The sequence below is a fragment of the Streptomyces sp. NPDC005774 genome (genome assembly GCF_042871645.1).
Taxonomy (GTDB): Bacteria; Actinomycetota; Actinomycetes; order Streptomycetales; family Streptomycetaceae; genus Streptomyces; species Streptomyces pratens.
This window is the reverse complement of the sequence record NZ_JBIAIV010000003.1, coordinates 35,903-58,435: the sequence shown is the minus strand read 5'-3', so window position 1 is coordinate 58,435 and position 22,533 is coordinate 35,903. Positions and strand designations below refer to the sequence as shown.

Genomic DNA, 22,533 nt, shown 5'->3' with positions numbered 1-22,533 from the left:
TCCCGATCGCGGATCGCATAGCGCTCGGATCGGGTGTCTCCTAGGCTCGTACCCAGGGCACCCGTATGGTCCCCGCACAACTCCGGGGACGTTCGCAGGAAGGGAGCCCAGTCATGGCCATAGACCCCACCGACCCCGAGACGTTCGAGGAAACCGACGACGCCCGCGACCGCCCGGAGTACGACGTCGAGGCACCTGAGGCCGACACGGCCGAACAGCTCACGGACCTCACCCCGGACCGCGACGACCCGCTGACCGGCGCCGACATCGACCGGGCCAACGAGGCGGACCTCGCCGAGCAGGCCAGGATCGTCTCTCTCGACGAGGACGACTACCGGTGACGGTGACGAGAGAGCCGGGGAGGCGCCGAAGGCTGTCCTCGCGGGAAGGGCACATGCGGAAGTGAGGCGTCACCTTGCCCCCTCTGGCAGCTTTTGAAACCGTTCGTACTGCTTTCGGCGTCGTCCCGTCCGTTAAATTCTGCGCTCTCACCGCGCACAGCACGGTTACCGAAAAGTACGATGACGGCGCGGCTCACACCGCACGTGGACGACAATGGGAGGCGGCGTGACAGCCATCGAGCAGACAGAGACCGTGCGCCCGAGGGGTACACGCCTGCCGCGCCGTGCCCGACGGAACCAGCTCCTGGGCGCCGCCCAGGAAGTGTTCGTCGCGCAGGGTTACCACGCGGCGGCGATGGACGACATCGCCGAGCGTGCGGGGGTCAGCAAGCCGGTGCTCTACCAGCATTTCCCGGGCAAGCTCGACCTTTACCTGGCACTGCTGGACCAGCACTGCGAGTCGCTGATCCAGTCGGTGCGCCACGCGCTCGCGTCGACGCACGACAACAAGCAGCGTGTACGGGCGACCATGGACGCCTACTTCGCGTACGTCGAGGACGACGGTGGCGCCTTCCGTCTGGTCTTCGAGTCGGACCTGACGAACGAGCCCGCCGTGCGCGAGCGTGTGGACCGGGTCACCAACGACTGCGCCGAGGCGATCTGCGACGTCATCGCCGAGGACACCGGGCTATCGCGCCAGGAATCGATGCTGCTCGCCTCGGGGCTGGGCGGGCTGGCCCAGGTGGTCGCGCGGTCCTGGCTGCACAGCGACCGCAGTGTGCCGCGCGACCAGGCGGTCCAACTGCTGACCTCGCTGGCCTGGCGGGGCATCGCCGGATTCCCGCTGCACGGCAGCGAGCAGCAGTTCTGACAGTGCCGGGCAGCGTGCGCGAGCCGGCGGGGACTGCCGTGTGTTCCCGCCGGCTGTTCGCTCTTGGCGTTGCGGGGGCTGAGCGTGCGGGTCCCCGCACCGGGCTAATGTGTGCTGGGTACGGCGCGGAAGGCCGCGCACTTCACTGACCGTCGGAGGGACATAGCCGTGGAGGTCAAGATCGGCGTGCAGCACGCGCCCCGCGAGATCGTTCTGGAGAGCGGTCAGAGCGCCGAGGAGGTCGAGCGCGCGGTGGCCGAGGCGCTGGCCGGGAAGGCTCAGCTGCTGAGCCTCGTGGACGAGCACGGTCGCAAGATCCTGGTCCCGGCCGACCGTCTCGCGTACATCGAGATCGGCGAGCCGGCCCCGCGCAAGGTGGGTTTCGGCGCGCTGTAGGCGACGACCGGCAGACGCGGAAGGGCCCGGCGGTTCGGCACCTCGAACCGCCGGGCCCTTCCGCGTCCCCGCCCCGTTCCTCTCCCTCTCCGGCTCCCCCTCTCCGGCTCCCCCTCTTCGGCTCTCTCCCGGCCGGTGCCCCCGCGCGACTCTCCGCGTCTGCTCCGTTCGGCTTCTCTCCCCTGCCGTCCCCTTTGCGCCCCCGGCTGTTCCGCCACCGCGCGCCACCGTCTCCGCCCGCACGAACGGGACACGGGACCCCTCCGGGAGAGGATTGGATTCCGCAGGTCAAGGGTAGGACGGGCTACGACCGATGTGAGCAGGCCGGCCATGTGGGAGGGACCCCGACATGCTCTTGGAAACGCTCAGTTCAGTGATCCTCGGCCTGGCTCTGGCGTGGACGGCCGCGCGCCGCCTGCCGCACCGCCTCCCCGCCCGCACCCTGGTCCTGTCGACCGGTGTCGCCGGGGCACTGTTGGGCGCGTTCCTCACGCACGGCGCACTGGACTCGGGCAACCTGCCGGCGGCCCTGTTCGGCGCGGCGATCCTCTCCGTGGCGTCACTGTCCCTGCTGCTGCGCCCCGCGGGCAGAATCCGCGGCCGGTCGGCGACCGCCTGACCGACCGCCGGCACGGGCGTCCGAGAGAGCGGGGCGGAGCCGGCGGCTCTCAGGCCGCCAGACCCAGGGCCGCCATCCGCTTGGTGTGGGCCTCGGTGATCCGGGAGAACATCCGGCCGACCTCGGCGAGGTCGAAGCCGTCCGCGACTCCGCCGACGAGCATCGTCGACAGCGCGTCCCGGTCGGCCACCACCCGCTGCGACTGGGACAGCGCCTCACCCATCAGCCGACGCGCCCACAGGGCGAGCCGCCCACCCACCCGCGGGTCCGCATCGATCGCCGCACGCACCTTCTCCACGGCGAACCCACCGTGCCCGGTGTCGTCGAGCACGGCCAGCACCAGCGCGCGGGTGTCGGAGTCCAGCCGGACCGCGACCTCCCGGTAGAAGTCACTGGCGATCGAGTCGCCGACGTATGCCTTGACGAGCCCCTCGAGCCAGTCGGAGGGCGCCGTCTGCTTGTGGAAGCCCTCGTACGCGGCGACGAACGGCTCCATCGCGACGGTCGGCTCCTCGCCGATGCCGGCCAGGCGGTCGCGCAGCCGCTCGAAGTGGTGGAACTCGGCCGACGCCATCTTCGCCAGCTCCGCCTTGTCCTCCAGCGTGGGGGCCAGCTTGGCGTCGTCCGCGAGCCGCTCGAACGCCGCCAGCTCCCCGTACGCGAGCGCGCCGAGCAGGTCCACGACGGCGGCGCGGTACTGCGGGTCGGCGGCGGCCGCCGCCCACTCCATGGCGGCGACGCCGGTCGGCGCGGCAGGGGTGTCGGCGGTGTCCGCGACGTGGTCAGGCTTGTCAGAGCTCGTCATAATCCGCACAATAGCCCGCTCGTCGCGGGCCGTAAGGTACTGGTCAACACGTGTGACGACGACTACGTGGCCAAATCGGCCATGGCGTGTGCGCGAATCCGGGGTATGGTGGTAATGCGCCTGCCGAGTACTCTGACGTAATCGACAGGGCGCATGTATGAGGATGCCCGGTCGGAGGCCCGATCGGCTCCGCCCCGACCGCTCTCCCTGACCGTACGGCACATTGCGTACGACGATCGGAGGGACCCTCAGCGGTACGAGCGCTAGAGCGTTGGCAGTGGTCCCGTGCCCTACGGCATTCCCGTAAGGCAGCCGACGTCCCCGGCACGGTCCATAGACGACCCCCGCGTTCGCCTCGCACCGCGCACACAGAAGAGGCAGCACCCTGACTACGTTCCGAGAGCTCGGGATTCTTCCCGAGACCGCCGAAGCCCTTGAAGCCGTCGGCATCATCACCCCCTTCCCCATCCAGGAGATGACGCTCCCCGTGGCCCTGTCGGGCACGGACGTCATCGGCCAGGCCAAGACCGGTACCGGCAAGACGCTGGGCTTCGGTCTTCCGCTCATCGAGCGCGTGACCGTCCCCGCGGACGTGGAGGCGGGCCGGGCGAAGCCCGAGGACCTCACCGACACACCGCAGGCGCTCGTCGTCGTACCCACCCGCGAGCTGTGCACGCAGGTCACCAACGACCTGCTGACCGCCGGCAAGGTGCGCAATGTCCGCGTCACCGCGATCTACGGCGGACGGGCCTACGAGCCGCAGGTCGAGGCCCTGAAGAAGGGTGTCGACGTGATCGTCGGCACCCCGGGCCGGCTGCTCGACCTGGCCGGGCAGAAGAAGCTGAACCTGAAGGACGTCAAGGCCCTCGTCCTCGACGAGGCCGACGAGATGCTCGACCTGGGCTTCCTGCCCGACGTCGAGAAGATCATCAACCTGCTTCCGGCCCGCCGCCAGACCATGCTGTTCTCGGCGACGATGCCGGGCGCGGTCATCGGACTGGCCCGCCGCTACATGTCGCAGCCCACGCACATCAGCGCCACCTCGCCGGACGACGCGGGCGCGACCGTCGCGAACACCACGCAGTTCATCTACCGCGCGCACAACATGGACAAGCCCGAGTTGGTCTCGCGGATACTCCAGGCGGACGGCCGGGGCCTGGTCATGGTCTTCTGCCGCACCAAGCGCACCGCCGCCGACCTCGCCGACCAGCTCAAGCAGCGCGGCTTCGCCTCCGGCGCGGTCCACGGCGACCTCGGCCAGGGCGCCCGCGAGCAGGCACTGCGCGCCTTCCGCAACGGCAAGGTGGACGTGCTCGTCTGCACCGACGTCGCCGCCCGCGGCATCGACGTCGAAGGTGTCACGCACGTCATCAACTACCAGTCCCCCGAGGACGAGAAGACGTACCTGCACCGCATCGGCCGTACCGGCCGCGCGGGGGCGAAGGGTACGGCGATCACGCTGGTCGACTGGGACGACATCCCGCGCTGGCAGCTGATCAACAAGGCACTGGACCTGGGCTTCGGCGACCCGCCGGAGACGTACTCCACCTCCCCGCACCTGTTCGCCGACCTCGGCATCCCCGAGGGTACGAAGGGCGTCCTGCCTCGCTCGGAGCGCACCCGCGCCGGACTCGACGCGGAGGAGATGGAGGACCTGGGCGAGCCGGGCGGCCGCGGTGGCCCGCGCGGACGCGGTGGCCGCAGCGAGCGGACCGACCGGAGCGAGCGGACCGACCGGGGCGAGCGGGCCGACCGGGGCGAGCGGGCCGATTCCCGTTCCGCCGACCCCGAGCGTTCGGCCCGTACGCCGCGCCGCCGTCGCCGTACGCGTGGCGGTACACCGCTGAGCAACCCGGCGCAGCAGTCGGCAGCCCCGGCCGTCGAGGACACCGGTGAGACGGAGACCGGTACGGCTCCCCACACCCCGCGTCGCCGTCGCCGTGTGCGCGGCGGAGCCCCGGCCGAGGCCACGACCGCCCCGGTGAGCACGGTCGATTCCACCGGGCCTGTCGAGTCCGCCGAGAGCGCTGTCGAGTCCGCCCTCGCGACGGCGGAGAGCACGTCCGGGGACGCTCTGGAGTACCCGGAGACCTCCGAGACCCAGTCGAAGCCGCGCCGCCGCCGTTCCCGCAGGTCCGCGGAGACGGAAACCGTCGACACCGCGGCCCCGGCCGGTTCGCCGGTCGAGGCCGCCGCTGCGGTGGCGGTCGCCGTCGCCCCGTCTGCCGAGAGCACCACGGTGACCGGGACGGCCCCGGCGACCGAGGAGCCCGAGGCACCCGCCGCCGAGCCGCGTCGCCGCCGGACCCGCAAGTCCGCGGCCGCGCCTTCGGCTGCCGAGGCGGTGGTGGACACCGTCGAGGTGACCGCCGAATCCGCACCGGAGCCGGCTCCGGCCAAGCCGCGCCGCGCCCGCAAGAGCGTGGCCGAGGCCCCCGAGGCTGCCGCGGCCGAGGCCGTGCTCGACACCGCCGAAGGTACGGAGACCAAGCCCCGTCGCCGCACCCGCAAGGCCACCGCGACCGTCGAGGCCACCGCGACCGCCGTAGGCATCCCGGCACAGGCCGCATCCGAGGCCGAGCCGGCGGAGACCGTGGCGACCAAGCCCCGCCGCACCCGCAAGGCCACCGCCAAGGCGGAGACGGCCGTGGACACGGCCGAGGCCACCGAGGCCAAGCCGCGCCGCACCCGCAAGGCGGCCACCGCCGTGCAGGAGCCGGAGGCCACGGCGGACGCCACGGCCGAGGTGAAGCCCAAGCGCACCAGGAAGACGGCGGCCGCCAAGGCCGTCGACACCACCGAGGCTGCCGAGGCCACCGAGGTCGCTGAAGCCAAGCCCCGCCGCCGTGCCCGCAAGGCCACCGCGGACACAGCCGACATCCCGGCACAGGCCGCATCCGAGGCCGAGCCGGAGACGGCCGAGGCGAAGCCCCGGGTCCGCCGCCCCCGCAAGGCCGCGGCGACGGCTCCCGCGGAGTCCACGGAGGCCTGACCCGCCTCAGAGGTACCGTTCGACGGCCCGGTCCCCCATCGGTGGGGCCGGGCCGTCGGCGTCCCCCGGCAGCGACACCCGGCGCCCCGTCCGTGCCCCGGCGCCCGCTACTCTCGCCCCGTGACCAGCCACGCCGCCCCCGCTTCCCCTTCTGTCCCTCCTCCCTCCCCCTCCCCCTCTCCCTCTCCCTCGCCTTCGCTCTCTCTCCTCTCCGCGATGCCGCCCGACGCTCGGGCGTACCGACTCCGCACCTCCCGTGGGGAGTTCGCCGTCGTCGACGTGCCGCCGGCCGGCGGGGTCGAGCCGAAGGGGGTCGTGTTGTCGCTGCCCGGGTTCACGGGGAGCAAGGAGGACTTCACGCTGGTGCACGGGCCACTCGCCGCTCGTGGGTACCGCAGCGTCGCCGTGGACGGGCGGGGGCAGTACGAGTCGGACGGGCCCGTGGACGACGAGTCCGCTTACGCGCGGGTGCAGTTGGCGCGGGACGTGCTCGCGCAGGCGGAGGCGCTCGGCACGGACGTACCGCTGCATCTGGTCGGACACTCGCTGGGCGGCCAGATCGCCCGTGCGGCGGTGCTCGAGGACCACTCCCCCTTCCGTTCGCTCACCCTGATCTCGTCCGGCCCCGCCCGGATCTCCGCCTCCCAGGAGCAGCGCGTGAAGCTGCTGCGGGACGCGCTCTCCCGGATGACGACGGCGCAGTGCTGGGAGGCGATCCTTGCTCTGGGCCCGCCGGAGGAGGTCGGCGGGCCCGCGCACGGGCTCGGTGGCCAGGAGCATCTGCGCCGCCGCTGGTTGGGCACCAGTCCCGCTCAACTACTGGCTACTGGGCGACAGTTGTGTGCAGAGCCGGACCTGGTCGCCGAACTCGCCGCCGTACCAATTCCGTTCCACGTGCTGTCGGGTGCGCACGACGACACCTGGCCGGTGCCGGACCTCGACGCCATGGCCGTACGCCTGAACGCGCACCGCACGGTCGTCGTGGGCGCCGGGCACTCCCCCGCCGCCGAACGGCCCGAGGCCACCGCGCACGCCCTCGCCACCTTCTGGGACGGCCTCCAGGGTCCCCACAACGGCACCCCCACAGCCACAGCCACAGCCACCGGCACCGGCACCCTCGCCTAGTACTGCGCCTGGAGATGGGCCCAGAAGCCGTCGCGCAGGGCGCGTCGCAGGTCGGCCTGGCCGCGCAGGGAGTACTGCAGCAGGCCCTCGGCCTCCACCAGCAGGTCCTGGTCGACCGAGCCGGGCAGATAGGGATGGCCGGGCAGCAGTTCCACCAGCGAGTCCCGCCCGCGTTCGGAGAGCCACTTCGCGGCGATCTGGGCACCGACGAAGCGGACGTCCTCGCGGGCGGGCCGTCCTGTCGTCGGCTCGTACCCGGGGGTCGTGCGCCGGGAGACGTACGGCTTGAAGAAGTCGAGGTCGAAGGTGCGCTGGCTGTCGACCTCCCAGAGCAGGGGCTCGGCCTGGTTGCGGCCCTCGGGCGCCTCGATGCCCCAGAGGTGGACGCGGGCTCCGTACCCCTGGGCGGCCTCGACCGCCGAGACCAGGTCCTCGTCGCCGCCCAGCAGGGCCGCGTCGCTGATGGCACGGTGTCGGGCCAGTGACTCCAGGTCGGAGCGGATCAGGGAGTCGACGCCCTTCTGCTGGTTGTTGGCATTGAGGTTGCCGAGGCGGACCTTGACGTCGGGGAGCTCTGCGACGGTCTGCTGCTCGGCGGTGTGGATGCGGCGTCTGGCGCCGTCGTACCAGTAGACGCGCAGCAGCCTGCTGTCCGCGAAGATGGTGCGGGCCCGGTCGATGAGCGCGTCGATGAGTCCCTCGGCGTCGAGGTCGAAGGCCCGGCGGTCCTCCGTCCCGGCCACCAGCCGCCCCGCCGCCGCGTACAGATAGCCCGCGTCGACGAAGATCGCGTGCGTGGAGGGCGTCTTCGCCACCTCGGCGAGCATGCGCTGGAGCAGCTCGTTCGTGCGGTCGATACGGGAGTTCAGGTCCGCCAGGTCGTCGTTCATCGTCTCCATTGTCCCGGCGGTCACTGTGCGAACACAACCGGTCCCGGTCGGTCTCCTCCGAAACATTTACGCGTCAACAACCCGTCAGTAATTAGCCAATCAAAGAATTTCCTTAGCGTAGGGAATGATCTCGGCAGGCGCACCGTTTATCACTGATGGAGCACGGGCCGGTCCGGCCCGTAGCCGTCCACCCAGCAGTTCTCCTTCAGGAGGATGTCCAGACGAAGGGAGAAGCCCTTGCGCTTCGAAATCATGCGACTCGACGACGTCGACGGCACCGCCGTGGACACGACCGTTGTGGACGCCGCCCTTGTTAACAGCATTGTGCAGCAGGCCGCCGCCATCGGGCAGCGCCTGTGGATCCGCCCGGCCGACACGCCGGCCTCGTAACGCAGGGCGCCGGGTCCTGTACCACTTCCGAAGCCCCCGCACTGCTTGATGGGTACGGGGGCTCCGTGCGTCCTGCGGAACGCGGGGCGGGTACCGGGCGCGGGGCGGGTCGGGTACCGGGCGGGTACGGGACGCGGGGCGGGTGCGGTCAGCTGCCCCGGACCACCTGCGTGACCCCGTTGATGATCTGCTGTACGGCGATCGCGGAGAGCATCATGCCCGCGAGCCGCGTCACCAGGACCACCCCGCCGTCCTTGATGACCCGGATGATCAGCAGCGAGTACCGCATCACCAGCCACAGCACCACGTGGATGGCGAGGATCGCCGCCCACACCGACACCTGGGCCGAGGTGCTGCCGGCCTTCTGCACCGCGAGGATGACCGACACGATCGCGCCGGGCCCGGCCAGCAGCGGCATGCCGAGCGGGACCAGAGCGACGTTGACGTCCTTGGTCTGCTGGGGCTCGTCGGCCTTGCCGGTGAGCAGGTCGAGCGCGATCAGCAGGAGCAGCAGCCCGCCCGCGATCATCAGTGCGGGCACGGACACATGCAGGTAGTCGAGGATCTGCTGCCCGATCAGTCCGAACAGGACGATCACGCCACCGGCCACGCAGACGGCCTGGAAGGCCATCCACTTCTGCACCTGGGCGGGCCGGCCCGCGGTCAGGGCCAGGAAGATCGGGGTGATCCCGGGGGGATCCATGATGACGAAGAGAGTCAGGAAGAGGGAGCCGAAGACGGCGACGTCGAACATGTCTGCCTTGCTGGGAAACGAAACGAAACGAGGGGTGAGGGAGAGCAGTGAGCAGTGGGCGGGCGGCACTCGGGAAGGCGCGCGCTCAGGGGTGCTCAACGAGGAAGCTCAGGGGGAAAGCGGGCGCCGCCCCGGCACGGGGCGGACCCGAGGAGGTACGGGCGGCTCAGGCGCCGCCGGCCCCCGGCACGGGGAACGCGCCGGTCGCGCGGCGCGTGATCTCGCCGTACACCTCGGGGTCAGTGGTGAACTCGCCGGGCACGCAACTCTTCCGGCTGCCGTGGTAGTCGCTGGACCCGGTCACGAGCAGCCCCAGTTCCTTCGCGAGGCCCCGCAGCCGCGCCCGGGTGTCGGGGTCGTGGTCCATGTGGTCGACCTCGATGCCGTCGAGACCGGCCTCGGCCAGTTCCGCGATGGCGGACTCCGGTACGGTCCGGCCGCGCTTGCTCGCGGCCGGGTGGGCGAACACCGCCACTCCGCCCGCGCCCTTGATCAGCCGGATCGCTTCGAAGGGGTCGGTCTCGTGCTTCGTCATGTGGGCCCGGCCGCCGTCCGCCAGCCACTCCCGGGTGAAGGCGTCGTTCACCGTCTCCACCACGCCCAGCTCGACGAGTGCCGTGGCGATGTGCGGGCGGCCCACCGAGCCGTCGCCGGCGATCCGGGCGACCTGCTCCCAGGTGACGGGCACCCCCAGGCCGTTCAGCTTGGCGATCATGCCCTGGGCCCGCGGCACGCGGTCGTCCCGGACCAGCTCGCGCTCGGCGAGCAGCGCCGGTTCCTCGGGGTCGAAGAGGTAGGCCAGCATGTGCATGCTGATGCCGTCGTACCGGCAGGAGAGTTCGGCGCCGGTCACCAGCGCGAGCCCCTCGGGGAGCGCGGCGAGGGCCTCGGCATGGCCGCGGGTGGTGTCGTGGTCGGTCAGCGCGACGACGTCGAGACCGGCGGCTGCGGCCGCGCGGACCAGTCCGGCCGGGGAGTCCGTACCGTCGGACGCGGTGGAGTGGGTGTGCAGATCGATACGCACGACGTGTTGCTCCAAGCGGTGACGGGCGGACGGGGGACGCTTCAGGATAACCGCACTTCCGCACGCTTCTGTCACACCCGAACCCGCCCGGCACCCCCTACACGTGTACCCCGTGCCCGCGCCCCTGCGGGCGCACTCCGCGCCGCTCCTCCGCACCGCCCCTGCGCGTCGGTCCTCCCGCCGCCCCCGTCACGGCCTCTCCATCAGCCGCGGCGACAGCGCCCCGCAGGGCACCAGCTCCGCCTCGGCCCCGGCCTCCCGGAGGTCGGTGAGGACCAGCTCGTCGTACATCAGGAGCCCGGACTGCTCGGGCCACAGCACCGCCCACAGCCACATCCCGAGCGCCTCGCCCGCGAAGACGGTCCGGTCGTCCGGTGTCCTGGAAACGTGCCAGAGCGGGGTCGGGCGGCCGGCGGCCAGCACCTTGGCGTCGGCGGGCTTCTCGACGTCCAGGTACGGCCCCGGGTCCGGGCCGTCGACGCCCGCGTACCGGGCGCCGAGCCCGACGCCGAGTTCCTCGGCCACGAGGATCAGCTCGCCCATGCCGCCGAGCGGTCCTGGTCCGGTGCACGCGACGGCGCTGGCGCGGCCGCCGCTGCGGTCGTCGCCCGCGCTGGCCACCCCGGTGAACAGCCAGCCCACCGGCAGCGGCCACGGCATCCACACCGGTACCCGGGTACGGTGCACGACGACGTCGAGTGCCTCGACGCTCGGCGGTATCACGGGCTGGACCGGATGCACCATGCCGTGCACCTCGCACTGCCAGGCATCGGAGAAGAGGCCGGGAGCCCTGACCCGGCCACCACACTTCGGGCAACTGGGTTCGCCCCTCATAGGGCCCCACGGTCCTACCCCCGACCCCCCACGTCAAGGACGATCACCCGTCTGGACCGAACCGATCACCCGGGGACCGGAAACGGTCCACACCGACCGGTTCGGACCACGGCACCGCGCATCCGGTGCCCGCGTCAGTGGCGTGCGCGCCGCCACGACCGACCGGCCCGGCCGCCCCCGGCCGACATCCGACCGCCGTCGCCGTCGCCGTCGCCCTCGCCCTCGCCCTCGCCCTCGCCCTCGCCAACCGAGTTGCCCCGAAGCATCGTTGACGGACCGGCACAGGTGAGCTTGCTCACTTCGGCGGGCGGCCGGTCACCCCGGCGGGGAGCACGTCAGTCCAGCGCGACGGAGGTGCGAGTGGGGCGCCTCAGGTCCGTCCCGCGGGTCAGCCAGCGCTCCTGCAGCTCCTGGGCGCCGTGCACCCGCTTCCAGGCGGCCTCGTTCGGCGTCATGGGCAGCAGCGGCAGGAACCGTACGGGCTCCATGGGCTCGTCGAGCTCCAGATCCTCCACCAGGCCGCCCGGTTCGGCGACCAGCACCGAGGTGAACGGGGCCCCGGGCCACAGCGGTTCGCCGACGTCGAGGGAGGCGCCGGGGGCCACGACCACGCCCTCGACCTGTGGGGACGCGGCGAGCACGGCGAGCGGGCGGAGCACCTTGTCGGTGTCGGCGAGACCGCTGCGCACCGACAGCACCAGCTCCGCGCGCGGGCCCGCGACCGGATCCGCGATCACCGCCGTGGGGTCGGCCATGGGCCGCGCGGACATACCGAGGGTGGCGTAGCGCACGATGTCACCCTCCTGAAAGCGCAGCACCTCGACGCGGTCCGTACCCAGGAAGGTGACCGCCGCGCGCGCGTCCGGCTCGCCCAGAGCCGTGACCAACCGGGCTTCGACCAGAGGAAGAACATCTGCCATGCGGCGAGCATAGAACTCATCGGCAGCAGGCGAAGCGGCGCCTTGACACAGGGGGCGGCTGCTAGTCTGGCCCGGTGGTTCGGGGCAGCACGCAGTAGGCCCTCCAGGCAACGCCCAGGCCCGGCAGGGCATTTTCGGGGCACTGGGAGAGTCCGCCTGAGCCCCGGTACCGCTATGACACTCCCCCTACGGGGGAATCCCCTCAGGGGATGAGGATCGTCCCTTACGAGGGACCGGCCGGAGGAGGTGGGGCTGGCATGGACCGAAGTCGACCGTGCAGTAGCACCCGCTCTTCCATCCGTTGATGTAGCTGCTCCGTTCCGGCTGCCACCTCGCATCATCGCGTCTTCATCGGAAGAGCATTTCGTTTCGTTCCGACTGATCTGCCCCATTAGCTGCATCAGCAACGAGACTCGCCACCGCGACGGTGCGGTGCTCCCCGCTTTGTGGACGTGCCAAACATCCCCTGCCCGGGCCTTTCCCGGAGGCCGGGTCATCTCTGGTCAGGACGTCCTCATTCCGGGTGGTTCCACCCGTTGCGCCGGCGCCTTTCGTTGCCCGTTTCGCGAAGGAGCCCGCCATGTCGATGATCCGCGACCTGCGTGCCGTGGTCCGTCCCTCCCGTGCCCCGCTGCGCAAGGAGAGCAGCGCCCCGTACGACACCACCCGCGACCCGGCGACGACCACCGCGGTCGTCGACTGCGCCATCTACCGCGACGGCCGCCGTGTGGAGACCGGGAGCCCGCTCACCCCTCAGGAGGCGATGCGCCTGGTGCGCCGGGACTCGGGCTTCGTGTGGATCGGCCTGCACGAGCCGACCGAGGACGAGTTCGCCGGTATCGCCCGCGAGTTCGGACTGCACCCGCTGGCCGTGGAGGACGCCGTCCAGGCCCACCAGCGGCCCAAGCTGGAGCGCTACGACGACTCGCTCTTCACAGTCTTCAAGACCATCCACTACCTCGACCACGACCGGCTCAACTCCAGCAGCGAGGTCGTCGAGACCGGTGAGGTGATGTGCTTCACCGGCCGGGACTTCTTCATCACCGTCCGGCACGGCGGCCAGGGTTCCCTGCGGGGCCTGCGGCACCGCCTCGAGGAGGACCCCGAGCTGCTGGCCAAGGGCCCCTCGGCGGTCCTGCACGCCATCGCCGACCACGTCGTCGACGGCTACATCGCGGTCGCCGACGCGGTGCAGGACGACATCGACGAGGTGGAGACGGAGGTGTTCTCGCCGGACCGGGGAGGCACCCCGCGCGGCACCGACGCCGGACGGATCTACCAGCTCAAGCGGGAGGTGCTGGAGTTCAAGCGGGCGGTGTCGCCCCTGCTGCGGCCCATGCAGCTGCTGAGCGAGCGGCCGATGCGGCTGATCGACCCGGAGATCCAGAAGTACTTCCGGGACGTCGCCGACCACGTGGCCCGGGTGCACGAGCAGGTGATCGGCTTCGACGAGCTGCTCAACTCCATCCTCCAGGCCAATCTCGCGCAGGCCTCCGTGGCGCAGAACGAGGACATGCGCAAGATCACTTCGTGGGCGGCCATCATCGCCGTACCGACGATGGTCTGCGGGGTGTACGGCATGAACTTCGACTACATGCCGGAGACGGACTGGAAGTACGGCTACCCGGTGATCCTCAGCGTGACCGTGGCCCTCTGCCTGGGCATCCACCGCACGCTGAAGCGCAACGGCTGGCTCTGACACCGGGACCGGGACCGGGACCGGGACCGGAGCCGGGGTCAGAGCCGGGGCGGGCTCCGGTGTCAGAGCCGGGGCGGACTCCGGGATCGGCCCCCGGACCCGGAATCCCGCTCGGAGGTCCTGGATAGGCTGGTCCCATGACAAGTGCGACCAGTGCGCTGTTCGACCGGGCCCTCGTCGAGGAGGCCACCAAGAAGTCCGGCCTCGTCTGGGTCCGGGGGTCCGGTGGCCCGGCCCGGCCGCTGTGGCACGTGTGGCACGAGGGTGCGATGTGCCTGGTCGGCGACGGTCCCGGGGAGCAGCCGCTGCCGGGGCTGGCGGACGGCGGGCCGGCCGAGGTGACGGTCCGCAGCAAGGACAAGGGCGGCCGGCTGGTCTCCTGGGCTGCGACGGTCGTGGAGTTGCCCTCCGGGTCCGAGCAGTGGGGGGCGGCGGTCGCCGTGCTCAAGGGCAAGCGGCTCAACGCGCCCGACGGCGAGGCGATGACGGAGCGCTGGGCGCGTGAGTGCCGGGTGCTGCGCCTGGAGCCGACCGGGGTGACGGCACCGCTGCCCGAAGGTTCCCTGGCCGAGCCGCCGCTGCCGACCCCGGTGACGACCCGGCACCCGGCCCCCGCGGGCCTGCCCCGGCTGCTGGTGGGGCGCGGGAAGCGCCGCTGACCGGTCGCTCCGCCCGCTCGCTCCGCCCGGTCCTGCTACGACGTCGGGAGCTGGCCCTCGTAGTCCAGCGTCTCGTCCTTGGCCGGTTGCTCCAGGGCGAAGTCGGCGCCCCAGGCCGAGAAGGTGAGGGTGCCCGCCTTGCCGGCGCGCACCAGGCGCAGCGGGTACGGCTTGCCCTCGAGGGAGACGTCCAGGGTGCCGCCGGAACCCTCGTCGCCGGTGATGCGGATGGTGCGGACGTCGCCCTGCTCGTGGTGGCCGTCGGTGGCGAGGGTGCCGTGCAGGGTCAGCAGACTGTTGAGGAGAACATCCTTGTCCGCGAACCCGATGAACTTCTTGTACGACGGGTCGCCCTCGGGCACCTTCACATACTTCTCGGCGAGCTTGCCGGCCGCCGCCGCGTCCGACGCGCCGCCCTCGCCCTTCGCGCCGTCCTCGCCGGCCCCGCCGTCCGCCTGGCCCCAGAACTTGGCGTCGGCCTTCAGGAAGAGCTGGTCGTCGACCTTCAGCAACCGGAACGTCTGCCCCCCGGCGGTGACCGATCCGATGCCGCCCTCGGGCTTGAGCCGCATGTCGAGCGTGTACGTACGCCCGCTGGTGACGACGTTTCCGTGCAGCCGCACGGTGTCGACCGACTTGGCTGCCGTCCGTGTCCTGTTCTGGATCTCGGCGGCGGACAGCCTGCCGACGCCGTTGGTGCCCTTGTTCGGGTCTTCTTCCTCGGAACATCCCGTGAGCGCCATGCCGGTCACGAGCAGCACGCACACGGCACTCGCCAGCGTGGCTGTGCGTGAACGGCCCGGGGAGATCGGAGTCACAGGTTGCGCTGCCTCTCTGACGGGGACCTGAACGGCGTACCGCAGAGTACCGGGGGCGTACCGGCCGGTCGGAGGCAGTCCGTCCGGACCGGCCGCAGGAGCATCGCTGATCGGGACGGGCTAGCCTGAAGCCGCCCGAACGGGGCATCCGGACAACCGGCTCAACGACAGACAGGACGGCACGGCAGGACGACGGCAGGACGGCAGAACCTGAGCAAGCAGCAGCACACACGCACGGCAGCACCGCCCCGTACGAAAAGGAGCCGCCGCATGGCAGCGGGCGCCCACCGGTTCTTCGTCTCCCACATCTCCGGCGTCGCCGCCTTCGATCCGGCCGGCGACCAGGTGGGGCGCGTGCGCGACCTGGTCGTCATGCTGCGGGTGGGCGGGCGTCCGCCGGGACTGCTCGGTCTGGTGGTCGAACTCCCCAGCCGGCGCCGCATCTTCCTGCCCATGAACCGGGTGACCGCCGTGCAGTCCGGCCAGGTCATCACCACCGGGGTGCTCAACGTCCGGCGCTTCGAGCAGCGGCCCACCGAACGGCTCGTCTTCGGCGAGCTCCTGGACCGCAGGGTGACGCTCGTGGAGACCGGTGAGGAGGTCACCGTCCTGGACCTGTCGGTGCATCAGCTGCCGGCCCGCCGGGGGTGGGTGATCGACCGGGTGTTCGTCCGCAAGGGCAAGAAGGGTGGAACGTTTCGGCGGGGCAAGGGGGAGACGCTGACCGTCGAATGGTCGGCGGTCAGCGGGTTCTCGCTGGAGGAGCAGGGGCAGGGCGCCGAGAGTCTGCTCGCCACGTTCGAGCAGTTGCGCCCCGCCGACCTGGCCAATGTCCTGCACCACCTCTCCGCCAAGCGCCGCGCCGAGGTGGCCGCCGCTCTGGACGACGACCGCCTCGCGGACGTCTTGGAGGAACTGCCCGAGGACGACCAGGTGGAGATCCTCGGCAAGCTGAAGGAGGAGCGCGCCGCGGACGTCCTGGAGGCCATGGACCCGGACGACGCCGCCGACCTGCTCTCCGAGCTGCCCGAGGAGGACAAGGAGCGGCTGCTGAGCCTGATGCAGCCCGATGACGCGGCCGACATGCGGCGCCTGATGGCGTACGAGGAGCACACCGCGGGCGGTCTGATGACGACCGAGCCGATCGTCATCAGGCCCGACGCGACCGTCGCCGACGCCCTGGCCCGTATCCGCAACCCGGACCTGTCCCCGGCACACGCGGCCCAGATCTATGTGTGCCGTCCGCCGGAGGAGACCCCGACCGGCAAGTACCTGGGCACGGTCCATTTCCAGCGGCTGCTGCGCGACCCCCCGTACACGCTGGTCGGCTCGATCCTCGACGAGGATCTGCAGTCGCTGGCGCCGGATGCGGCGCTGCCCGTGGTGGCCGGGTTCTTCGCCGCGTACGACATGGTGGCGGCGCCCGTGGTCGACGAGACGGGAGCGCTGCTGGGCGCGGTGACGGTCGACGACGTACTGGACCACATACTGCCGGACGACTGGCGGGAGACCGAGTTCCATCTGAACGACGAAGCCCCGGACGATGCAGGGGGCCCGGAGGGCACGAGAGGCGCGGCCGACGCGAACGGTACCGATGGCGCGAACGGCAGGGACGTCAGGGACGACGGCGAGGGGGTGGTGACCGATGGCACCTGAGCGCGACGGCATGCGCGAGCAGCGTCACCCGGCGGGCGCCACGGCCGCCGGCCGCGTGCGGACGCCACGGCTGGACCAGCCGCGCCCGCCCAGGCGCCGGCTGCTGCCCGAGTGGGACCCGGAGGCCTTCGGGCGCCTGTCGGAGCGGATCGCGCGTTTCCTGGGGACCGGCCGGTTCATCGTCTGGATGACGGTCGTCATCATCGTGTGGCTGGTGTGGAACGTCTCCGCGCCGGAGGAACTGCGGTTCGACCAGTACCCGTTCATCTTCCTGACCCTGGTGCTGTCCCTCCAGGCCTCGTACGCCGCCCCGCTGATCCTGCTGGCGCAGAACAGGCAGGACGACCGTGACCGGGTCAACCTGGAGCAGGACCGCAAGCAGGACGAGCGGGTGATCGCGGACACCGAGTATCTGACGCGGGAGATCGCCGCCCTGCGGATCGGGCTGGGGGAGGTCGCGACGCGCGACTGGATCCGCTCGGAGCTCCAGGAGAGGATGAAGGAGCTCGAGGAGCGGCAGAACGGACACCGGGACCATCACGGCTCCATCGCGGCAATGCGGGCGCAACGGTCTCCGGGACGTGACGCAGACGACCAGTAGCGGGCTTACCGGGGGATGCACGGAGCGCCGTACCATCGACACCATGGCTACGGAAGACGCGGTGCGCGAGGCACTGGCGACAGTGAACGACCCCGAGATCAACCGGCCCCTCACCGAACTCGGAATGGTCAAGTCGGTGGAGATCGGGGCGGACGGAGCGGTCTCGGTCACCGTGTACCTGACGGTCTCCGGCTGCCCGATGCGGGAGACGATCACGCAGCGGGTGACGGACGCGGTCGCCGAGGTCGAGGGCGTCACCCGCGTCGACGTCACGCTGGACGTGATGAGCGACGAGCAGCGCAAGGAGCTGGCGAACGCCCTGCGCGGCGGCCAGGCCGAGCGCGAGGTGCCCTTCGCGAAGCCGGGCAGCCTGACCCGGGTGTACGCGGTCGCCTCCGGCAAGGGCGGGGTCGGCAAGTCGTCGGTGACGGTGAACCTGGCGGCGGCGATGGCGGCCGACGGCCTGAAGGTGGGCGTCGTGGACGCCGACATCTACGGTCACTCGGTGCCGCGCATGCTGGGTGCCGACGGGCGTCCGACCCAGGTCGAGAACATGATCATGCCGCCGTCCGCGCACGGCGTGAAGGTCATCTCCATCGGCATGTTCACCCCGGGCAACGCGCCGGTGGTGTGGCGCGGCCCGATGCTGCACCGCGCGCTGCAGCAGTTCCTGGCGGACGTGTACTGGGGCGACCTGGACGTGCTGCTGCTCGACCTGCCGCCGGGCACCGGTGACATCGCGATCTCGGTCGCGCAGCTCGTGCCGAACGCCGAGATCCTGGTCGTCACCACGCCTCAGCAGGCGGCGGCCGAGGTGGCCGAGCGGGCGGGCTCCATCGCCGTGCAGACCCACCAGAAGATCGTCGGTGTGGTCGAGAACATGTCCGGTCTGCCCTGCCCCCACTGCGACGAGATGGTCGACGTCTTCGGCACCGGTGGCGGCCAGTCGGTGGCCGACGGACTGACCCGCACCACGGGGGCCAATGTCCCGGTGCTCGGTTCCATCCCCATCGACCTGCGCCTGCGCGAGGGCGGCGACGAGGGCAGGCCGGTCGTCCTGTCCGACCCGGAGTCGCCCGCGGGTTCGGCGCTCCGCTCGATCGCCGGCAAGCTCGGCGGGCGTCAGCGCGGCCTGGCGGGCCTGGCGCTGGGCATCACGCCCCGGAACAAGTTCTGAGCACTCCAGGCGCTCCAGGCGCCCGTACGGGGCCCTGAGGGCCACTGTGCCGCGTCCGGCCGGGGCGCCGTCCTTCGGGGCGGCGCCCTTCGCCGTGCAGGGACGGCGGTACTACGTTCCGCGGCTCGGACCGGGCCGCATGCTCCCCGAGCCCCATGGCTCCCCGAGCCGTACGCTCCCGTTCAGGACGCGTAGGCGGTGATGTCCTTGACCACGGCGAAGCCCAGGCCGTACGCGCTCATGCCCCGGCCGTACGCACCGACGTGCACGCCCGCCCGCGTCGATCCCGCGAGCACCCAGCCGAACTCGGACTCCCGGTAGTGGAACGGCGTCGGCACCCCGTCCACGGGAAGGGAAAGCGTCGACCAGTCCGGTCCGTCGAGGTCGTCCGCCAGCACCCAGGCCGTCTCCGTCTGCTGCTCCAGCCAGTCGTCGCGCAGGGAGTGGTCCATCTGGCCCGGCCAGGTGAACGACAGCAGCCCCACCCCGGCGAGCCAGGCCGCGGAGGACACGGAGGTGGCCTCCATGATGCCGGTGCCGTCCGCGCTACGGCGCACCGGATGGGCGGCCACCGTCACGGCGACCGCGAACTTCTCCTTGGTCTCCTGGCCGCTCTGGGCCGTGTACTCGCTGCGCACCGAGGGCTCGTCACCGTGCCCGATCGATCCGTGCTCGACGGCCCCGTCCGCCGCGGTGCCGACCTTCATCAGCCAGCGCCGCCCCGTGAACGCCTCGTCGAGGCCGTACCACGGGAAGGGCGCGCTCAGGTAGCCGTCGACCGTACGCCAGGCGGAGGGGACCGGTCGTCCGTCCTCCGCGGCCGACGCCTGCGCGACTGCCCGACTCGTCATCTCCATGTCCGGACGCCTCCTCGCTCTCGTCGGACCGGGGGCGGCCCGCCCCCCTTCGGGCGTACTCGTCCGGACCGCGCAACAACTGGGGCAGCATAGCCACCTCGTGGGCGCGTGCCCGGAAGACCGCCCGGCGCGTGGGCCGCCTGGACGTCCGGTTCGGGCCGTGCGGGCTTCGACGGAGTATGAAACGCGTCACACGCATGGGGGCGTACACCCCCACGCAGCTGACCGCGGCCGCGCCGGGCGAGGCTCAGGTGGCGTCCGAGTCGAAGGGCGGACGATCGTCGGCGGCCGCCTTCTCGGGCTTCTTCGTCATGTCGAGGCGACCACCCGAGGAGGACGCGGAGGAAGCCGGGGAGGACGGGGAGGACGGGGAGGACTCGGGGTCGCGGCCCTGGACGGCGTCCGTGACCTCGGCCATCTCCTTCTTCAGGTCAAAGCCGCTGCGGATCTCCTTGAGTCCCAGGTCGTCGTTGTCCATCTGCTTGCGGATGAACGTCCTGGGGTTGAGGTCCTCGAACTCGAAGTCCTTGAACTCCGGACCCAGTTCCTCGCGGATGTCCTGCTTGGCACTGTCCGAGAAGTCGCGGATCTTCCGGATCGTCCTGGTCACGTCCTGGATGACCTTGGGGAGCTTGTCCGGACCGAAAACGAGCACGGCGAGGATGACGAGCGTCACCAGCTCGAGCGGTCCTATGTCATTGAACACCTGAAGCTCCTTGCGATGTCCTCGGCCCTCGGTGGTCAGTGCGTCGACGCGCCCGTGCGGTCTTCCGTGGTCCGGGCCGGGTCCACGGTACCCGGCCTCCCCGCACGGCCGGTACTGTGCCGGGGCCTCCGGATGCGTGACGGGTACGGTCTTCGCCGGCTGTTCGCCTTTCCGTGCCTGCCACGCCTCCCGCGTCACCACGCTGCCGTCCCGGCCGTCGTCCCGGCCGTCGTGCCGGCCGTCGTGCCGGCCGATGTCTAGTCGCCGCCGGAGGAGCCGAGGACCAGCGAGACCTCCCGCTCCTTGCCGTCCCGTTCCAGGGTGAGCTCCAGCCGGTCTCCGGGGCGGTGTGCGCGGGTCTTGACTATGAGTTCCTCACCGGAGTGGACGCGCTGCCCGTCGACCTTCGTGATGACGTCGCCGGCCTTGATCCCGGCCTTGTCCCCGGGCCCGCCGGTGCTGACCGGGGGCCCGCCGTCGCTGCCCTCGGTGCCGACCTGGGCGCCGTCGCCGGCGTAGTCCATGTCCAGGGTGATGCCGATCACCGGGTGGGTCGCCCTGCCGGTGTTGATCAGTTCCTCGGCGACGCGCTTGCCCTGGTTGATCGGGATGGCGAAGCCGAGGCCTATGGAACCGGCCTGGCCGCCCTCGGCCTCACCGCCGCCGTCGGCTGCGGAGCGGATGGCGGAGTTGATGCCGATCACGCGGCCCTCGGCGTCGAGCAGGGGGCCGCCGGAGTTGCCGGGGTTGATCGGCGCGTCGGTCTGCAGGGCGTCGACGTACGACACGTCACTGCCGTCGCCCTGCCCACCGCCCGCCGTGATGGGGCGTTCGCGCGCGCTGATGATGCCGGCGGTGACCGTGCCTGCCAGGTCGAAGGGGGCGCCGATGGCGACGACGGGGTCGCCCACCTGCACGTTGTCCGAGTTGCCGAGGGGCAGGGGAGCCAACCCGCTGACGCCCTTGACCTTCACCACGGCGAGGTCGTAGCCGCTGTCCCGGCCGACGACCGTGGCCTCGGCGGTGTCGCCGCTGTGAAAGGTCACGGTGATCTCGCCGTCGCGTCCGGCGGGCTGCACGACGTGGTCGTTGGTGAGGATGTGTCCGCGGCCGTCGAGCACGAATCCGGTACCGGTGCCCGCCGACGCCGCCCCGCTGACGTGCAGGGTGACAACGCTGGGCAGGGCCTGCGCGGCGATCCCGGCGATGCTTCCGGGTTCCCGTCCGGCGGGCTCCTCCTCGGCCTGCGGGAGTTCCACGGCACCCACACCGCCGCCGCGTTCCAGCTGGGTGCCGACGATTCCGCCGACGCTGCCCGAGAGGAGCGCGACCAGCAGCATGAGGCCGACGAGTTTCCTCCTGGCCCGCTTGCGCCGCCCGTCCTCCGTGTCGACCACGCCCCCGGTCTGCCGCAACGGGGCACTCACCGCGGCGGCGGCCCAGGGGTCGTAACGCTGCCAGGGGTCGGCCGGCGCCTGGCTCTCCACGGCCGGAGCGCCCGGGGCCGGGAGCATGGGTGCGGGCGCGGGTTCGACCGTGGGCGCGGGTGCGGGGTGGCTCGCGTCCGGGGCGCCCGGTCCGGGGACACCGGGGGCGGGCAGGACGGGGGCAGCGGCAGCGGGTTCCGGCGCGCCGTGAACCGGCGCGCCGGGCACGGGCATTCCGTACGGCAGTGTGCTCGCCGCCGGGGACGGTGCCGGAGCGGGAACCGACATGTCCTGCGCGGGAGTTGCCGCCGGATGCTGAACGGGGGGCGCGGGCGCCCAGGGCCCCGGCTCACCGTACGGCGGGGTGCTGTAGGGATCGGGGTCGTGCAACGGCCGGGGCTGCTCGGACCGGTCTCCGAAGGAACCGGGTACGACGGACTCGGGTACGACGGACTCGGGTACGACGGACTCGGGTACGACGGACTCGGAGAACCCGGAGAACCCGGAGAACCCGGAGCGCCCGGAGCGCCCGGAGCGCCCGGAGGACTCTGCGGGCTCCGCGGGCCTTGCGGGCCTTGCGGGCTCCGTGGCCACGTCGGGCTCGCGAGGCTCGGCGGCTCCCGCGGGTGCGGCGCCCTCCGCGGGTACGCCGGCTTCCGCGGGTACGCCGGCTTCCGTCCTCTCGGCGTTCAGAGGCCGGCCCAGTTCGTAGTCGCCCCCCGTCTCGGCCGAGGAAGCTGCGGGCCGGGCGAGTTCGAAGTCGGCGTCCTTCGGTGCGTCCACCGGGGCAGGAGCCGGACCGGCACCGTCGGTGAGGTCCGCGCCGCCGGGACCGTCGGAACCGGCGTTGCCACCCGGCGGCGCCGGTCGCTCCAGCTCGAAGTCTCCGTCCCGGTCCGGCTCGACCGGCTGTTCCCGCTCCCCCGATGGGCTCGTCTTCGGGGGCTTCCCCTCGTTCATGCTCTCCCCACA

General features: G+C 71.6%; 22 protein-coding genes. 12 read left to right on the top strand and 10 right to left on the bottom strand.

The window, feature by feature from the left end; genetic code table 11:
- The first annotated feature begins 113 nt into the window (after positions 1-113).
- The 4 genes from ACFYQA_RS04220 (at position 114) to ACFYQA_RS04205 (ending at position 2,227) form a co-directional block, all read left to right on the top strand.
- The gene (locus ACFYQA_RS04220; protein WP_388911274.1) at positions 114-341 is read left to right on the top strand and encodes a hypothetical protein; all 228 of its coding nucleotides are present in this window, start codon (positions 114-116) and stop codon (positions 339-341) included.
- A gap of 226 nt (positions 342-567) precedes the next feature.
- Positions 568-1,212, top strand: coding sequence for a TetR/AcrR family transcriptional regulator (locus ACFYQA_RS04215; protein WP_042172863.1), 645 nt, complete (start codon positions 568-570; stop codon positions 1,210-1,212).
- A 168-nt stretch (positions 1,213-1,380) separates the two neighbouring features.
- Positions 1,381-1,608 (top strand): DUF3107 domain-containing protein, encoded by a 228-nt coding sequence (locus ACFYQA_RS04210; RefSeq protein ID WP_332430496.1) that lies wholly within the window; start codon positions 1,381-1,383, stop codon positions 1,606-1,608.
- A gap of 349 nt (positions 1,609-1,957) precedes the next feature.
- Positions 1,958-2,227 (top strand): hypothetical protein, encoded by a 270-nt coding sequence (locus ACFYQA_RS04205; RefSeq protein WP_388911271.1) that lies wholly within the window; start codon positions 1,958-1,960, stop codon positions 2,225-2,227.
- Positions 2,228-2,276: 49 nt separating this feature from the next.
- Here the strand turns inward: ACFYQA_RS04205 and ACFYQA_RS04200 are convergent, their stop codons facing one another.
- A complete protein-coding gene (locus tag ACFYQA_RS04200; RefSeq protein ID WP_388911268.1) occupies positions 2,277-3,032 on the bottom strand; it encodes a ferritin-like fold-containing protein in 756 nt (251 codons plus the stop codon).
- 475 nt (positions 3,033-3,507) lie between these two features.
- On the opposite strand from ACFYQA_RS04200, the gene ACFYQA_RS04195 reads away from it, so the two are divergent.
- Together ACFYQA_RS04195 and ACFYQA_RS04190 are read left to right on the top strand one after the other, a co-directional pair.
- Positions 3,508-6,024 carry a DEAD/DEAH box helicase gene (locus ACFYQA_RS04195; protein WP_388911265.1) on the top strand — a complete coding sequence of 839 codons (2,517 nt, stop codon included), beginning with the start codon at positions 3,508-3,510 and terminating at the stop codon, positions 6,022-6,024.
- 216 nt (positions 6,025-6,240) lie between these two features.
- Positions 6,241-7,149, top strand: coding sequence for an alpha/beta fold hydrolase (locus ACFYQA_RS04190; protein ID WP_388911262.1), 909 nt, complete (start codon positions 6,241-6,243; stop codon positions 7,147-7,149).
- Here ACFYQA_RS04190 and ACFYQA_RS04185 read toward each other — a convergent pair.
- Complete coding sequence (locus tag ACFYQA_RS04185; protein ID WP_386396423.1) at positions 7,146-8,039, bottom strand: NYN domain-containing protein; 894 nt, start codon at positions 8,037-8,039, stop codon at positions 7,146-7,148. The two genes, ACFYQA_RS04190 and ACFYQA_RS04185, sit on opposite strands and share 4 nt — an antisense overlap.
- A gap of 252 nt (positions 8,040-8,291) precedes the next feature.
- On the opposite strand from ACFYQA_RS04185, the gene ACFYQA_RS04180 reads away from it, so the two are divergent.
- Positions 8,292-8,429 (top strand): hypothetical protein, encoded by a 138-nt coding sequence (locus tag ACFYQA_RS04180; protein ID WP_332433158.1) that lies wholly within the window; start codon positions 8,292-8,294, stop codon positions 8,427-8,429.
- Positions 8,430-8,577: 148 nt separating this feature from the next.
- Here ACFYQA_RS04180 and ACFYQA_RS04175 read toward each other — a convergent pair whose 3' ends face one another.
- The 4 genes from ACFYQA_RS04175 to ACFYQA_RS04160 form a co-directional block, all read right to left on the bottom strand.
- A complete protein-coding gene (locus tag ACFYQA_RS04175) occupies positions 8,578-9,183 on the bottom strand; it encodes a MarC family protein (protein ID WP_388911258.1) in 606 nt (201 codons plus the stop codon).
- 166 nt (positions 9,184-9,349) lie between these two features.
- Positions 9,350-10,207, bottom strand: a complete 858-nt coding sequence (locus ACFYQA_RS04170) for a PHP domain-containing protein (protein WP_388911255.1) — start codon at positions 10,205-10,207, stop codon at positions 9,350-9,352.
- A gap of 189 nt (positions 10,208-10,396) precedes the next feature.
- Positions 10,397-11,041 (bottom strand): DUF6758 family protein, encoded by a 645-nt coding sequence (locus ACFYQA_RS04165; protein ID WP_388911252.1) that lies wholly within the window; start codon positions 11,039-11,041, stop codon positions 10,397-10,399.
- Positions 11,042-11,376: 335 nt separating this feature from the next.
- Positions 11,377-11,961, bottom strand: coding sequence for a suppressor of fused domain protein (locus tag ACFYQA_RS04160; RefSeq protein ID WP_388911250.1), 585 nt, complete (start codon positions 11,959-11,961; stop codon positions 11,377-11,379).
- Positions 11,962-12,541: 580 nt separating this feature from the next.
- On the opposite strand from ACFYQA_RS04160, the gene ACFYQA_RS04155 reads away from it, so the two are divergent.
- Positions 12,542-13,660 carry a magnesium and cobalt transport protein CorA gene (locus ACFYQA_RS04155; protein ID WP_388911247.1) on the top strand — a complete coding sequence of 373 codons (1,119 nt, stop codon included), beginning with the start codon at positions 12,542-12,544 and terminating at the stop codon, positions 13,658-13,660.
- Positions 13,661-13,797: 137 nt separating this feature from the next.
- A complete protein-coding gene (locus ACFYQA_RS04150; RefSeq protein ID WP_388911244.1) occupies positions 13,798-14,319 on the top strand; it encodes a hypothetical protein in 522 nt (173 codons plus the stop codon).
- A 35-nt stretch (positions 14,320-14,354) separates the two neighbouring features.
- Here the strand turns inward: ACFYQA_RS04150 and ACFYQA_RS04145 are convergent, their stop codons facing one another.
- On the bottom strand, positions 14,355-15,137 hold the full coding sequence (locus tag ACFYQA_RS04145; RefSeq protein WP_388911242.1) for a hypothetical protein: 783 nt from the start codon (positions 15,135-15,137) through the stop codon (positions 14,355-14,357).
- Between the two features lie 270 nt (positions 15,138-15,407).
- Between ACFYQA_RS04145 and ACFYQA_RS04140 the strand changes: the two genes are divergently transcribed.
- From ACFYQA_RS04140 to ACFYQA_RS04130, 3 genes are read left to right on the top strand one after another with little or no spacing between them, the layout of a single operon-like run.
- Positions 15,408-16,793 carry a magnesium transporter MgtE N-terminal domain-containing protein gene (locus tag ACFYQA_RS04140; RefSeq protein WP_388911239.1) on the top strand — a complete coding sequence of 462 codons (1,386 nt, stop codon included), beginning with the start codon at positions 15,408-15,410 and terminating at the stop codon, positions 16,791-16,793.
- Positions 16,783-17,394: a DUF1003 domain-containing protein gene (locus ACFYQA_RS04135; protein ID WP_388911236.1), complete on the top strand. Its 612-nt coding sequence runs from the start codon at positions 16,783-16,785 to the stop codon at positions 17,392-17,394. The genes ACFYQA_RS04140 and ACFYQA_RS04135 overlap by 11 nt, the downstream gene beginning before the upstream one ends.
- A gap of 43 nt (positions 17,395-17,437) precedes the next feature.
- On the top strand, positions 17,438-18,571 hold the full coding sequence (locus ACFYQA_RS04130) for an Mrp/NBP35 family ATP-binding protein (RefSeq protein ID WP_388911233.1): 1,134 nt from the start codon (positions 17,438-17,440) through the stop codon (positions 18,569-18,571).
- Between the two features lie 182 nt (positions 18,572-18,753).
- Here the strand turns inward: ACFYQA_RS04130 and ACFYQA_RS04125 are convergent, their stop codons facing one another.
- The 3 genes from ACFYQA_RS04125 to ACFYQA_RS04115 all read right to left on the bottom strand — a co-directional run bounded on the left by ACFYQA_RS04125 (position 18,754) and on the right by ACFYQA_RS04115 (position 22,521).
- Complete coding sequence (locus ACFYQA_RS04125; RefSeq protein WP_388911230.1) at positions 18,754-19,428, bottom strand: hypothetical protein; 675 nt, start codon at positions 19,426-19,428, stop codon at positions 18,754-18,756.
- A 247-nt stretch (positions 19,429-19,675) separates the two neighbouring features.
- Complete coding sequence (locus tag ACFYQA_RS04120; RefSeq protein WP_388911227.1) at positions 19,676-20,134, bottom strand: sec-independent translocase; 459 nt, start codon at positions 20,132-20,134, stop codon at positions 19,676-19,678.
- Positions 20,135-20,391: 257 nt separating this feature from the next.
- A complete protein-coding gene (locus tag ACFYQA_RS04115; RefSeq protein WP_388911225.1) occupies positions 20,392-22,521 on the bottom strand; it encodes a trypsin-like peptidase domain-containing protein in 2,130 nt (709 codons plus the stop codon).
- Positions 22,522-22,533: the final 12 nt, after the last annotated feature.